This window comes from Marinobacterium iners, assembly GCF_017310015.1.
GTDB classification, from domain to species: Bacteria; Pseudomonadota; Gammaproteobacteria; order Pseudomonadales; family Balneatricaceae; genus Marinobacterium; species Marinobacterium iners.
The window spans coordinates 1,909,433-1,923,346 of the sequence record NZ_CP022297.1 but is presented as its reverse complement, the minus strand read 5'-3'; the positions used below and the strand labels follow the sequence as shown (position 1 = coordinate 1,923,346).

The window sequence follows — 13,914 nt, the reverse complement described above, 5'->3', positions numbered from 1 at the left end:
AGAGCAAACTTACCTTGTGTTGTCAGTACAGAGTTGTCAGAACAGACGGGTCAACCACAATCCGGCACCCAGTGCGGCAATGCACAATAGAACGCTTAATGATATATAAATCAGGGCCGACATTATATGCCCCTCGCTGATCATCGCCACCGTTTCCAGAGAAAAGGTCGAGAAAGTGGTAAAGGCACCCAAAAATCCAACCATCACCAGAGGCCGAAGTTCTGGCGACAGGCGAGCCTTTTCAAGGATCAGTACAAAGCATACCCCCATCAAGAAAGAGCCCAGTACGTTTACGCTCAGCGTACCGATCGGTATGGGATGCTCAGCGTTATTGAGCCAGCCACTGACCCAGTAACGCGCCACGGCACCCAGTGCTCCTCCCAGCGCCACAGCGAACAGATGTATCATCCTGGGCTCCTTGGATAACGTCGCCGTGGGCTGCGCTGGTCCTGTTCACGAAGGCGTTGCAGTTTTTCACGGATTTTGATTTCCAGCCCACGTGGTTCGGGCTCATACCAACGTTGATGAGCCAAGGCCTCCGGCAGATAGTTCTCCCCTGCCGCATATGCATCCGGCTCATCATGGGCATAGCGGTATTCATCACCGTACCCAAGCGACTTCATCAGACTGGTGGGCGCATTGCGCAGATGATCCGGCACCGGATGAGAGCCTTCGCCTCTCACCTGCATCAGACACTGGTTGAATGCCTTGTAGACTGCGTTGCTTTTGGGTGCGCAGGCACAGTAGATCGCAGCCTGTGCTATCGCTCGTTCACCTTCGGCAGGACCCACGCGCTCAAACGCGTCCCAGGCTGATAACGCCACCTGCATGGCACGGGGATCGGCATTGCCAATATCTTCCGATGCAATTGCCACCAACCGGCGCGCGACATAGAGCGGATCAGCGCCGCCATCCAGCATACGGCAATACCAGTAAAGCGCCCCGTCCGGTGAAGAGCCACGCACCGACTTGTGAAAGGCAGAAATCATGTCGTAGAAGTGATCTCCGCCCTTGTCAAAGCGGCGCCCTCCCGCCTGTAGTACTTCGTGCAGTACTGCTTCCGTTACGAGGTGGGTGCCGTCAGCTTGCGGCTGTGCCAGATCAGCAGCAATCTCAAGCAGATTGAGTGCGCTGCGGGCATCACCGTCAGCCGCTGTAATCAGTCGCTGCAGCAGGTCAGGTTCAACTTTCAACTGAAGCGACCCCAGCCCTTGCTGGACATCGCTCAAGGCATGATGGACAACCTGCATCAGCTCATCGGGCTGCAATGCCCGCAGCAGGTAAACGCGCGCCCGGGACAAAAGAGCATTATTCAGCTCGAAGGACGGGTTTTCGGTGGTTGCACCGATAAAGATCAAAGTGCCATCTTCCACATAGGGCAGAAAGGCATCCTGTTGTGATTTGTTGAAACGGTGTACCTCATCCACGAACAGGATGGTCTTGCGCCCGCTCTGCGCCTTTACCTGACGTGCTTCTTCTACCGCCTGGCGAATCTCTTTCACGCCTGACAGTACGGCCGACAGGGTGATGAAATGGGCATCGACCTTGTGTGCGACCAGTTGTGCCAAGGTGGTTTTACCGACCCCCGGCGGCCCCCACAGAATCATGGAGTGGATCAGCCCCTGATCCAGCGCCTGACGTAATGGTTTACCCGCTGCGAGCAGGTGACTCTGACCAGCATAGTGCTCCAGTGTGTGCGGTCGCATGCGGGCGGCCAGAGGCTGATAGCCGGTGGCCTGGTTGCTGAACAGGTCCTGCATCAGAAGCCCGGATCTTCAATCAGGTCAGCGCCTGGCGGCAGGCTGAACTCAAAAATGTCCTGCGGCAGTTCCGGGTTGTATTCCAGGTCATGCAAAACCAGCATGCTGCGTTGGCCCAGGCTGTCCTCCATGGACAGTTCTGTCAGGCGCTCCTGTTCAAACAATAACCGTATACGGGCGAATGTGTTGCCTTCAGGGTTCAACGGCCGTAATTCAAACAGGGAGATGCCCTGTTCGTTTTCATCGATGCGACTGATACTGAACTGTTTTTGCAGTTCGCTGATCTGGCCATTCAGAATCAGCGCAGGAGCGCTGTTGCCATGTGAACCGGAGGGTCTGCGAGTCACCTGGTCCAGGTCTGGATCATGTATCCAGATCGACTCCCCATCACTGACGATCTCCTGCACGAATGGCTGTTCTGTTACCCAGCGGAAACGGTCCGGACGGGCCACGTAAAAATAGCCAACCGATTCCTCGGCTCGGTCACCGTCACTGCTGAGCGCAAACTGGCTGAACTCGGCTCGTGCCGATTCATACCCGGACAGGCGCTGTTGCAGATCGTCGGCCGGGCCTGCAAAGGCGGTGCCTATACCCAGCGCCAGTGTAGCCATCAGTTTTTTCAGCATCTCAGTTCCTCGGTGGTGGCGGTGCCAGCACTTCGCGCTGACCATTACTGCCCGCCTCGGAAACAACCCCTGCTGCTTCCATGGTTTCGATCATGCGTGCAGCACGGTTGTAACCGATTTTGAGCTTGCGCTGTACGCTGGAGATGGACGCCTTGCGGGACTCGGTCACGAACGCTACCGCCTCGTCGTAAAGTGGGTCCTGTTCGTCATCAAACAGATCACCACCGCTGCCGCCATCTCCTGCTGACCCATCTGACAGATTCACGTCAATGTAGTTCGGCTCTCCCAACAGCTTCCACTGCTCAACCACTCGATGGACCTCGTCATCGCTGACGAAGGCGCCATGTACACGGTTCGGAATGCTGGTGCCGGCCGGCACGTAGAGCATGTCCCCATAACCCAGCAGACTCTCGGCACCGCCCTGATCAAGGATGGTGCGCGAGTCGATCTTCGATGACACCTGGAAGGCGATACGGGTCGGAATATTGGCCTTGATCAGACCAGTGATCACATCCACGGAGGGGCGTTGCGTGGCAAGAATCAAATGTATGCCGGCCGCCCTCGCCTTTTGTGCAATACGGGCAATCAACTCTTCGACTTTTTTGCCCACCATCATCATCATGTCGGCAAATTCATCAATCACCACCACAATATAGGGCAGCGTTTCCAGCGTTGGGGCTGGCTCATCATCGGGCAGGCCGTATTCCTGCGGATTCCATAGCGGGTCCGGGATCGGCTTCCCTGCTTCCTGCGCTTGAATGACCTTGTCGTTGAAACCGGCAATATTGCGCACACCCATTTTGGCCATCAGGCGGTAACGTCGCTCCATCTCGGCGACACACCAGCGCAAACCACCGGCGGCCTCTTTCATATCGGTAATGACGGGAGTCAGCAAATGTGGGACGCCCTCGTAGACCGACAACTCCAGCATTTTGGGGTCAACCAGAATCAGCCGCACTTCCTCCGGCGTTGCCTTCAGCAACAGACTCAGCAGCATGGCGTTGACGCCCACTGATTTGCCCGAACCTGTCGTACCGGCCACCAGCAGGTGTGGCATCTTGGCAAGGTTGGCTACCACCGGATTGCCTGCAATATCGTTGCCCAGTGCCAGCGTCAGGCGTGAGGAGGCTTCCAGATAAGGCCTGGCGTTCAAAACCTCGCTCAGGTGCACGGTTTGACGAACCTCGTTTGGAATTTCCACCCCAACAACGGATTTGCCCGGAATGACCTCAACCACTCGCACACTCATGACGGCCATGGATCGGGCAAGGTCACGCGACAGGTTACTGATTTTGCTGGCCTTCACTCCGGGGGCTGGCTGAAGCTCAAAGCGTGTGATGACCGGGCCCGGATTGACTTCAACCACTTCAACGACTACGCCAAAGTCTTTCAGCTTACTTTCCAGCAGGCGTGACATCTGCTCCAGCTCATCTTCGCTGTAGCCCTGCTGCTGCTGCAGCTCTGGCGGGTCAAGCAGATCAAGAGATGGCAGTCTGGGTAACTGTTTGCGTTTGACCGGGGTCGGCTCGCTGTCAGGCTCATCCGCCATCGGCTGGTGAGTTTCAGACAGCGGCACAATTTTGAGGCTGCGTTTTGCCGCTTCTGCAACCGCTCCAGCGGCTGCACTTGTTTTGGCCATGGCCGCTTTCGCAGTAGTCGTAGACTCTTCTGAAGACGGAATGACAGTATTTTCCGCAATGGATGGTTCCATGCGTGGTTCAATGCGTTCATGCATGGCTGGGGCTGGGCTGACCGGTCGTGAAACACGAGGTGCCACGTCAGGTGAATCAGCTGCTCTCGCAAACGCGTTATTTGCAATGGCGGGTTCGTCTGCAGTCGTAAGGGGCAGCCGTCCGCGCAACTGGTCAACCATCCGCAGAAGAGCGCCACCAAGCAGTTCGAGCAGCTCCTGCCACGAGAACTCCAGAAACAAGGTCAGGCCCAGCAGCATCAGAGTCCAGAACAGAATTGAGCTTCCGGTAACGCTGAACCAGCTGACAGCCCAGTCAGAAGTGGCCTCGCCCAGCAAGCCGCCCACCGTAAACGGGTAATGCAGGCTGTCGTTGGAAAGATGGATAGATGACAGTGTGCACAGGGCTAGCAGGAAGATAGCGGCCCCCAGGCTGCGCAGCATCAGGAATGGCAAGGTTTCCATAATACCCACGCGGACCTGGCGCAGATAGCGCCAGGCTGGCCACAACACCAGCAGCGGTAACAGATAGGCGCCTACGCCAAAAGCGGAAATCATGCCATCAGCCATCCAGGCGCCTGCAGTTCCGGTAAAATTCTTCACCTCTGGCTGGTAAGCCAGATGCGACCATCCCGGGTCGCGCGGGTCATATCCAATCAGTGCCAGCAATAAAAACAGACAGGCTCCAGCCAGCAGGATCAGCCCACCCTCGCGGGCAATACTGGCCAGCTGGGTTGTCAGAGAAGGCACTGTGGGGGGGCGCTTTTCACTCAATCCGGTTTTCCTTACACTCAACAGATCTCGATGCAGCGGCAAAAATACCATATATCGGCCACGGACACCGAATATTGCCATGCTCACCCGTGCTGTCATAGACAATCCGCCATCGCGGGTTTAGAGTCGGCTGCAATCAGTAACAGGAACCATTCAATCCGGATACCCAACACCCATGAGTGAAGTACAACACCATCGTCTGATTATCCTGGGCTCTGGCCCTGCCGGTTACACCGCTGCCGTCTATGCTGCACGCGCCAACCTGAACCCGGTCGTAATTACCGGCATGCAGGCTGGCGGGCAGCTGACCACCACCACCGAAGTCGACAATTGGCCCGGAGATGTGGATGGTGTGCAGGGCCCTGAGTTAATGCAGCGGATGCAGGCCCATGCCGAACGCTTCAATACTCAGGTGATTTTCGACCACATTAATGAAACACAGCTACAGAGCCGTCCTTTCCGCCTCAAGGGTGATATGGGCGAGTACAGCTGTGATGCCCTCATCATCGCAACAGGGGCATCGGCACAGTACCTGGGCCTGCCGTCCGAAGAGGCCTTTATGGGCAAAGGTGTCAGCGCTTGTGCCACCTGTGACGGCTTTTTCTATCGTGGCCAGAAAGTGGCCGTGATCGGTGGTGGCAACACCGCTGTTGAAGAAGCACTCTACCTGTCCAATATTGCAGCAGAAGTCACCCTGATTCACCGTCGTGACAGCCTGCGCTCCGAGAAAATCCTGCAGGACAAAATTCTGGAACGGGCTGAAAACGGCAACATCAATATCCTTTGGAACCACCAACTGGACGAAGTGCTGGGTGATCAGAGCGGGGTCACCGGTATTCGCGTCCGCAGTACAGCCGATGCCTCCACGCATGAGCTTGATCTGCAGGGCGTGTTTGTCGCCATTGGACACAAGCCCAATACAGAGCTGTTTACAGGACAGCTGGAGATGAATGACGGCTATCTGAAGATTCGCTCAGGCCTTGAAGGCAAGGCAACCCAAACCAGCATTGAAGGTGTGTTTGCGGCAGGTGATGTGTGTGACCACATCTACCGTCAGGCGATTACATCAGCCGGTTTTGGTTGCATGGCAGCACTGGATGCCGAAAAATATCTGGATGATCTCGACGCCTGATGATTCCGTGGCTGGCTGATGACAGCCTGCTCTTTCCTCCGCTCGATAAGGCCCTGGCAGAGCCCAACGGCCTGTTGGCGGCTGGCGGAGATCTGAGCAAGGCAAGGCTTTTGAGTGCCTATCGCAGCGGGATCTTTCCCTGGTATAACCCCGGGGAGCCTATCCTGTGGTGGAGCCCTGACCCGCGTTGCATTGTGTTGCCGGACAAACTGCACGTATCGCGCAGCCTGCGCAAACGCCTGCGCCGCACTGACTACCGGGTGACTTTTGATCAGGCCTTTGAGCACGTGGTCAGAGCGTGTGCAGGGCCGCGTCGAGGACAGCAGGGCACTTGGATCAGCCATGAGATTTTCTCGGCTTACGTGAATCTCCACCACCAGGGCATCGCACATTCGGTTGAAGTCTGGATGGGTGATGAACTGGTCGGTGGGCTTTATGGCCTGGCCATTGGGTCGGTTTTTTTCGGCGAATCAATGTTCTCGTACCAGCGTGACGCCTCAAAAATAGGCTTCACCTGGTGCGTGACACAGCTCAAACAATGGGGATATCAGCTCATTGATTGCCAGGTATATAACGACCATTTGGCGAGCTTAGGTGCGATAGAAATCACACGACATGACTTTGCTGCAAGTCTGGATCAGCTGTGTGAACAGTCGCTTGATCATATCTGGCAATTTTCCATTACCCGCGAGGCAGTTTGTGAAAATTCGTGTAGCTGATCTGTGTGCGCTGCGGTTCTATGCCACGCCAGAACATGATTGCAGCTACCTGCCTGACCGACAGGCGCGCACCCTTTTTGTAGACCCGCGTGCCGATATTGATCGTAACCTGTACAGCCAGCTGTCAGAACTGGGCTTCCGGCGCAGTGGTGGACATATCTATCGACCGCATTGCGAGCAGTGTCAGGCCTGTATTTCCGTTCGCGTACCTGTTGCTGAATTCAACCCCTCTAAAACACAGCGGCGTATCGAGAATCGTAACGCCGACCTGATTGTTCGTGCTGTTCCCTGCCAGCTTACACACGAGTACTACGCGCTTTATGAGCGTTATATCAATCAGCGCCATGCTGATGGCGACATGTACCCCCCCTCCCCGGATCAGTTTTTCAATTTTCTTGTTGAAGGTACGGTGGATTCCTGTTTTTACGAATTCCGCAACCCAGAAGGTACGCTCCTGGCAGTGGCGGTATCCGATATGCTGGAACAGGGGATGTCGGCTCTCTACACTTTCTATGATCCTGATATGGAGTGGCGCAGTCTCGGTGTGTACGCCGTTATCTGGCAGATTCGACAAACCGCAAGGAGCGGCAAGGAGTGGCTTTATCTTGGCTATTGGGTGGAAGACTGCCGCAAAATGAACTACAAGATTCGCTACCGGCCGCTGGAGATGCTTATCAACAGCGAGTGGCGTCGATTGAGCCCTGAGGCAAGCACCGATTAGCTTTTGAAATCGGGCGTCTTTTAGGGCACAATACTGCGCTTTCCACACTCAGGCTAACCAGCCTCAAAGGTAGGTAGTGAATGGCTAAAGAAGATTCATTTGAAATGGAAGGTACCGTTATCGATACCCTTCCCAATACCATGTTCCGCGTTGAGCTCGAAAATGGCCACGTTGTGACTGCTCATATCTCCGGCAAAATGCGCAAGAACTACATCCGTATTCTGACTGGTGACAAGGTCAAGGTCGAACTGACTCCCTACGACCTGAGCAAAGGCCGTATCGTTTACCGCGCCCGCTGATATCACGAGCGCGGCTGCGGTGGATGGCAGCCCTCAGGCTGCCACCGCTGCGACCTCCAGACAGATCTCTCCATCCTCGCCGATACCAATATCCACTTCTCCGCCGGATTCTGCCAGTTCTCCAAACAGAATCATCTCGGCCAGCGGCTTCTTCAGCTTTTCCTGAATCAGACGCTGCATCGGGCGGGCACCCATCTTCTCGTCATAACCGTTCTCAGCCAGCCACTGGCGTGCAGCCTCATCCACATGCAACACTACATGTTTGTCGTCCAATTGAGCCTGAAGCTCAGTCAGGAACTTGTCGACCACACCCTTGACGATTTCCAGAGTCAGAGGTTTGAACTGAATCACGGTATCCAGGCGATTGCGGAACTCCGGTGTAAACAGTCGTTTCAGAGCCTCCATTGCATCCGTGCTGTGGTCCTGCTGAGTGAAGCCGATTGACGGCCGGCTGTGTGCTTCGGCACCTGCGTTGGTCGTCATCACCAGAATGACGTTGCGGAAGTCTGCCTTACGACCGTTATTGTCGGTCAAAGTGCCGTTATCCATCACTTGAAGCAGCAGGTTGAACACCTCAGGGTGCGCCTTCTCGATCTCATCCAGCAGCAGTACGCAATGCGGTGACTTGGTGATCGCTTCTGTCAGCAGCCCTCCCTGATCGAAGCCCACGTAGCCCGGAGGCGCACCGATCAGGCGTGAGACGGTGTGCCGTTCCATATACTCTGACATGTCAAAGCGCACCAGCTCGATACCCAGAATGCGCGCCAACTGCTGGGTAACCTCAGTCTTGCCGACACCGGTTGGGCCGGCAAACAGGAAACTGCCCACTGGCTTGTTCGGCTCCTTGAGGCCTGCACGAGACAGTTTAATGGCCGAAGCCAAAGAGCTGATCGCTTCATCCTGCCCCAGTACCACCATCTTGAGATTGCCTTCCAGCTTACGCAACTGATCCTTATCGGATGTGGACACGCTTTTCGGCGGGATACGTGCGATCTTGGCGACCACCGACTCGACTTCAGCCACGTCGATGACCTTTTTGCGCTGTTCAACGGGCATGAGCCGCTGATAGGCCCCCGCTTCATCGATTACATCAATGGCCTTGTCCGGCATATGCTTGTCGTTGATGTAGCGATCCGCCAGCTCAGAGGCTGCGCGCAGGGCCGCATCGGTGTACTCCAGGTCGTGATGCTCCTCGAAGCGAGACCGCAGGCCGCGCAGAATGTGGTAGGTATCATCCACGTTCGGCTCAAGCACATCAATTTTCTGGAACCGGCGCGCGAGCGCACGGTCTTTCTCAAAGATGCCACGGAATTCCTGAAAAGTGGTCGACCCGATGCATCGGATCTCACCGGAACTGAGCAGCGGCTTGAGCAGGTTGGAAGCGTCCATGGAGCCGCCGGAAGCGGCACCTGCCCCGATAATGGTATGGATTTCATCAATAAACAGGATAGAACGCGGCTGTTGTTTGATCTCGTTCAGCAAAGACTTCAGCCTTTTTTCGAAATCACCGCGGTACTTGGTGCCCGCCAGCAAAGCACCCAGATCAAGGGCATAGACAATGCTGTCGGAGATAATATCCGGCACCTTGTCTTCAATGATCAGTTTTGCCAGTCCCTCGGCAATCGCTGTTTTGCCGACACCAGCCTCCCCCACCAGCAGAGGGTTGTTCTTGCGACGACGTGACAAAATCTGTACCACCCGCTCGACTTCGGAGTCACGCCCTACCAGCGGATCGATCCGACCCAGTGCAGCCTGCTGATTCAGATTGACGGCATACTGAGACAGGGCGCTTTTGCTGCTTTCACCACTCTCTTCACCATCAGCACCCAGCCCGGGTTCGTCAGACTCCTGTTCGTTGATGCGGGATATACCGTGCGAGATGTAGTTGACCACATCCATGCGTTCAATGCCCTGCTGCTGCAGAACAAACACAGCGTGACTTTCCTGCTCGCTGTAGATGGCCACCAACACATTGGCGCCATTGACCTCAGACTTGCCGGAGGACTGCACATGGAAAACTGCACGCTGCAATACGCGCTGAAAGCCAAGTGTCGGCTGGGTTTCCATGTTGGGAATGTTATCTGGCAGCAGTGGTGTGGTTTCATCGATAAACACCGACAACTGCTGGCGCAAACGGCTCAAATCGGCGCCGCAGGCATTGAGCACCGCAACCGCCTGACGGTTGTCGAGCAACGCCAACAGCAAGTGTTCAACCGTCATGAATTCATGTCGCTTATCCCGGGCTGACCGGAATGCAACGCTCAGGGTGTCTTCAAGCTCTCGATTCAGCATGGCATTCGCCTCCCGTCAGACCGATTCCACTTCACACAGCAGAGGGTGCTTGTTCTCTCTGGCATATTGATTCACTTGTGTGGCTTTAGTTTCAGCCACATCGCGGGTATACACTCCGCATACGCCTTTACCCTGAGTATGGACCGCCAACATCACTTGTGTAGCCTTCTCTTGGTCCATATTGAAAAAAATCATTAATACCTCGATGACAAAATCCATCGGTGTGTAGTCATCGTTCATCAGCACCACCCTGTACATGGGAGGGCGCTTGAGTTGCGGTTTGGTTTCCGCTGTTGCCAGACCACCATCATCATCGTGGTGTTCTTCATCAGCATTATGGTTTGAACTCATGAGCCTGAACTCGCGTTCGTTCACAAACAACGTCGATACCTTCGATATTAGTCTAAAACAACCGGGAAAAAACCCGGCAATGTCTAGTGTCATTAACTGCAAATGCTATACTCGCGCTTACAAGGAGAGGTTAAAGGCAGCCGACGGATAAGTCCATGGTGCTGCCCTTGCCTGTAGTCCCTGGCGTAGAAATGCATACACATAAGGAGTTCCTGCAACGCCGCATCCCTGTTTTGATCGGTATTGCAGGTAATGACCAAGGAGCTGTGCTCCGAATGTCACGGGGGAGTATTTTATGCAAACAGGGACAGTCAAGTGGTTCAACAACGCCAAAGGCTACGGTTTTATTCTGTCCGAGGCCTGCGAAGAAGAGTTGTTCGCGCACTTTTCTGCCATCGCGATGGATGGCTACAAAAGTCTCAAGGCGGGCCAGGCGGTCCAGTTCGAAATACAGCAGGGCCCAAAGGGGCTGCACGCTGTGAATATTCAACCTGCGGAGTAGCCAACCGGTCGCTGCATGTCGAGAATCCTTCTGTTCAACAAGCCTTTTCGTGTACTGACCCAGTTCACGGACTCTGAAGGACGCTCGACACTGGCGGATTTCATCAAGGTTCCTGGTGTCTACGCAGCCGGTCGCCTTGATTTTGACTCCGAAGGACTGCTGATTCTAATGGATGATGGTCGGTTGCAGCAGCAACTGGCCAACCCTGCATTCAAGCTGCCCAAAACCTATTGTGTTCAGGTTGACGGCGAAATAAGTGAAGCGGCACTTAATCGGCTGCGCCAGGGCGTTCAACTCAAGGATGGCCCGACTCGCCCGGCACGGGCTCGTCGAATCAACCCGCCCCGCTGGCTTTGGCCACGCAACCCACCTGTCAGGTTTCGCAAGGAACAGCCTACCAGCTGGATCGAACTGATCATTACCGAAGGTCGCAACCGACAGGTCCGCCGCATGACTGCAGAGGTCGGCTTCCCGACCCTGCGTCTGATCCGTTGGTCGATCGGTAATTGGACACTGGAGTCGCTGGCGCCAGGGCAGTGGCGCGAGGAGCAGGTGAACCTGCCCGCGCCACCTGCACGACCCGCTGCCGCACGGCGCAACAGTCGCCGTCCATCTGCAAAACGCCCGCGCAGCCGAGCCTGAATCCTCACCGGACAAATACGCTGCCAAACTGCTATTATTGCGCCCGAATCCAAACCTTGTCGGGAGTTTCAATGCGCTGGACACCCCACGCAGCCGTTGCCTGCATCGTTGAACAGGAAGGCCGTTTTTTGCTTGTCGAAGAGATGGCAGGTGGTAAAGTCGTTATCAATCAACCTGCGGGCCATCTGGAGCGCGGCGAGTCCTTTGTTGGAGCTGCTCGGCGCGAAACCCTTGAAGAAACCGGTTGGCAGGTCGAGCCCGAGGCTTTGCTGGGCATGTATACTTACTTCGCCCCGTCCAATGGCGTGACCTATCACCGTTTCTGTTTTATCGCGCGCGCCGTTGCCGAGCTGCCTGACGCCAGTCTTGATGAAGGCATTATCCGCCCGCTCTGGCTGACACGAGACGAAATGGAGCAACACCGCGCCCAATTGCGCAGTGAATTGGTGACCCGCTGCGTTGATGATTATCTTGCAGGCACCCGTTACCCTCTGGACTTTATTCAGGAAACTGTCTGAACCATGAATTCTGCCAACGCCCAGACCAAAGTGATCGTCGGCATGTCCGGCGGTGTTGACTCTTCCGTATCGGCTCTGCTGTTGCTGCAACAGGGCTATCAGGTCGAAGGCCTGTTCATGAAAAACTGGGAAGAGGATGACGGAACCGAATACTGCACGGCCAAGGAAGATATGGCCGATGCCCAGGCCGTGTGTGACAAGCTGGGCATCCCGCTGCACAGCGCCAACTTTGCGGCCGAGTACTGGGACAATGTATTCGAGCACTTTCTGGAAGAATACAAGGCTGGGCGCACCCCCAACCCGGATATCCTTTGCAACCGCGAGATCAAGTTCAAGGCGTTTCTTGAGTATGCTCAGCTGCTGGGTGCTGATCTGATCGCCACAGGTCACTATGTTCGACGTGGTGAGCGTGACGGCCATACGGTACTGCTCAAGGGACTGGACCCGAACAAGGACCAGAGTTATTTCCTGCATCAGGTCGGCGAAGATGAGCTTAAGCTTACACTTTTCCCGGTTGGCGAGCTGGAAAAGCCCGAAGTGCGTCGACTGGCGGAAGAGCACGAGCTGATCACCCATGACAAGAAAGACAGTACCGGTATCTGCTTTATCGGTGAGCGTCGCTTCAGCGACTTCCTGAAACAGTATCTACCGGCACAGGCTGGCAAAATCGAAACACCTGACGGTGACGTGATCGGCGAGCATCAGGGGCTGATGTATTACACCATCGGTCAGCGTCAGGGGCTCGGCATCGGGGGGCTAAAAGATTATCCTGAAGAGCCTTGGTTTGCGGCTGCGAAAGATCTGGATCGAAACGTGTTGATCGCGGTTCAGGGACAACATCCCCTGCTCTATTCCGACTGGCTGCATGCAGGTGATATTTTCTGGATCAGCGGCGAAGTACCCGAGCTGCCGCTGCGTTGCAAGGCCAAGGTGCGTTACCGTCAGGCTGATCAGGACTGTACCGTGGAAGCCGCTGCCGAAGGCGGTTTCAGAGTGGTGTTTGACCAGCCGCAGCGTGCCGTAACCCCGGGCCAGTCTGTTGTACTCTATATTGATGACCTTTGTCTTGGTGGTGGTGTCATCGAAACCACCTCGCGCCATTCGATCGCCGGTTCGGCCAAGGAGCACTGATGTCGCGTCAACATGATGAACAAACCATCGCACTTGCCGGGATGTTTCAAGCCGCCAGCCTGGTGGACCAGATCGCCCGTCGCGGCATGGTGCCGCAGAACAACCTTGAAACCAGCATCGCCAGCCTGTTCGTGACCGATCCGCGCCAGACGGAAGATGTCTATGGCGGTGTCAGCAACATCCCCTACTCGCTCAACCTTGGCCTGCGTCACCTGCAGGACATGGTGGACAAGAACGAGAGCGCCCAGAACAAGCAGATTGTGCAATATGTACTGGGCATGATCATGTTGGAGCGTCAGCTCGACAAACACCCAGACGTGATGCAGAAGGTCGGTGAAGGTATCGATGAGGTGGCACGCAAGGCGCGCTATTTCAGTGAGCAGGATGACAACGCCGAGCTGGACCCCTCTGCCTATACCCACAGCAACGTAATCGCGGCGCTGGATGGCCTGTATCAGACCACCGTGAGCACCTTTAGCTTCCGCATTCAGGTGGGAGGTGACCCCCGTCATCTTCAGAACAGCGAAAACGCCGCCCGTATTCGCGCTCTGTTGCTGGCCGGTATCCGTTCTGCCCTGCTCTGGCGGCAGGTTGGTGGCAAACGCTGGCATATGCTGTTCTTCCGCTCGCGCCTGAAACCTTCGCTAAGACGCATCCTCAAGTCATCCTGATCCAGGCCGCACTGGCGTACCCAGCTGCGGTCATTTCCCGTATAATTCGCGCTTTATCGACGCAAGCCAAAAGTGAGACTGTGTAA

Annotated in this window: 15 protein-coding genes; 9 read left to right on the top strand and 6 right to left on the bottom strand. The window is 55.6% G+C overall.

From position 1 onward, the window contains the following. Positions 1-36: 36 nt before the first annotated feature. Genes crcB through CFI10_RS09175 form a run of 4 tightly spaced genes read right to left on the bottom strand, consistent with a single transcriptional unit; the run spans position 37 to position 4,850 of the window. Positions 37-408: a fluoride efflux transporter CrcB gene (gene crcB / locus CFI10_RS09190; RefSeq protein WP_206841561.1), complete on the bottom strand. Its 372-nt coding sequence runs from the start codon at positions 406-408 to the stop codon at positions 37-39. Then, positions 405-1,760: a replication-associated recombination protein A gene (locus CFI10_RS09185; protein ID WP_206841557.1), complete on the bottom strand. Its 1,356-nt coding sequence runs from the start codon at positions 1,758-1,760 to the stop codon at positions 405-407. The genes crcB and CFI10_RS09185 overlap by 4 nt, the downstream gene beginning before the upstream one ends. After that, positions 1,760-2,386, bottom strand: a complete 627-nt coding sequence (lolA, locus tag CFI10_RS09180; protein ID WP_242530169.1) for an outer membrane lipoprotein periplasmic chaperone LolA — start codon at positions 2,384-2,386, stop codon at positions 1,760-1,762. The genes CFI10_RS09185 and lolA overlap by 1 nt, the downstream gene beginning before the upstream one ends. Before the next feature lies 1 nt (position 2,387). Continuing rightward, a complete protein-coding gene (locus CFI10_RS09175) occupies positions 2,388-4,850 on the bottom strand; it encodes a DNA translocase FtsK (RefSeq protein WP_242530168.1) in 2,463 nt (820 codons plus the stop codon). Between the two features lie 175 nt (positions 4,851-5,025). Here CFI10_RS09175 and trxB point away from each other — a divergent pair, with 175 nt between their 5' ends. The 4 genes from trxB (at position 5,026) to infA (ending at position 7,721) form a co-directional block, all read left to right on the top strand. Next, positions 5,026-5,982 (top strand): thioredoxin-disulfide reductase, encoded by a 957-nt coding sequence (trxB, locus tag CFI10_RS09170; RefSeq protein ID WP_206841553.1) that lies wholly within the window; start codon positions 5,026-5,028, stop codon positions 5,980-5,982. Further along, the gene (gene aat, locus CFI10_RS09165) at positions 5,982-6,701 is read left to right on the top strand and encodes a leucyl/phenylalanyl-tRNA--protein transferase (protein WP_206841551.1); all 720 of its coding nucleotides are present in this window, start codon (positions 5,982-5,984) and stop codon (positions 6,699-6,701) included. Before trxB ends, aat begins: the two co-directional genes overlap by 1 nt. Then, complete coding sequence (locus tag CFI10_RS09160; RefSeq protein ID WP_242530167.1) at positions 6,682-7,422, top strand: arginyltransferase; 741 nt, start codon at positions 6,682-6,684, stop codon at positions 7,420-7,422. The genes aat and CFI10_RS09160 overlap by 20 nt, the downstream gene beginning before the upstream one ends. A gap of 80 nt (positions 7,423-7,502) precedes the next feature. Next, positions 7,503-7,721: a translation initiation factor IF-1 gene (gene infA / locus CFI10_RS09155; RefSeq protein WP_091824146.1), complete on the top strand. Its 219-nt coding sequence runs from the start codon at positions 7,503-7,505 to the stop codon at positions 7,719-7,721. Positions 7,722-7,754: 33 nt separating this feature from the next. Here the strand turns inward: infA and clpA are convergent, their stop codons facing one another. Together clpA and clpS are read right to left on the bottom strand one after the other, a co-directional pair. Continuing rightward, positions 7,755-10,013 carry an ATP-dependent Clp protease ATP-binding subunit ClpA gene (clpA, locus tag CFI10_RS09150; RefSeq protein WP_206841544.1) on the bottom strand — a complete coding sequence of 753 codons (2,259 nt, stop codon included), beginning with the start codon at positions 10,011-10,013 and terminating at the stop codon, positions 7,755-7,757. Between the two features lie 15 nt (positions 10,014-10,028). Then, positions 10,029-10,364 (bottom strand): ATP-dependent Clp protease adapter ClpS, encoded by a 336-nt coding sequence (clpS, locus tag CFI10_RS09145; RefSeq protein WP_139253891.1) that lies wholly within the window; start codon positions 10,362-10,364, stop codon positions 10,029-10,031. Between the two features lie 295 nt (positions 10,365-10,659). On the opposite strand from clpS, the gene cspD reads away from it, so the two are divergent. The 5 genes from cspD (at position 10,660) to hflD (ending at position 13,828) form a co-directional block, all read left to right on the top strand. Beyond that, complete coding sequence (gene cspD, locus CFI10_RS09140) at positions 10,660-10,866, top strand: cold shock domain-containing protein CspD (protein WP_091824154.1); 207 nt, start codon at positions 10,660-10,662, stop codon at positions 10,864-10,866. A 15-nt stretch (positions 10,867-10,881) separates the two neighbouring features. Beyond that, complete coding sequence (locus tag CFI10_RS09135) at positions 10,882-11,508, top strand: pseudouridine synthase (protein ID WP_206841542.1); 627 nt, start codon at positions 10,882-10,884, stop codon at positions 11,506-11,508. 71 nt (positions 11,509-11,579) lie between these two features. Beyond that, positions 11,580-12,026, top strand: coding sequence for an NUDIX hydrolase (locus CFI10_RS09130; RefSeq protein WP_206841540.1), 447 nt, complete (start codon positions 11,580-11,582; stop codon positions 12,024-12,026). Between the two features lie 3 nt (positions 12,027-12,029). After that, positions 12,030-13,157, top strand: coding sequence for a tRNA 2-thiouridine(34) synthase MnmA (mnmA, locus tag CFI10_RS09125; protein ID WP_206841537.1), 1,128 nt, complete (start codon positions 12,030-12,032; stop codon positions 13,155-13,157). Next, positions 13,157-13,828, top strand: a complete 672-nt coding sequence (hflD, locus tag CFI10_RS09120; protein WP_206841535.1) for a high frequency lysogenization protein HflD — start codon at positions 13,157-13,159, stop codon at positions 13,826-13,828. The genes mnmA and hflD overlap by 1 nt, the downstream gene beginning before the upstream one ends. The last annotated feature ends 86 nt before the right edge of the window (positions 13,829-13,914 follow it).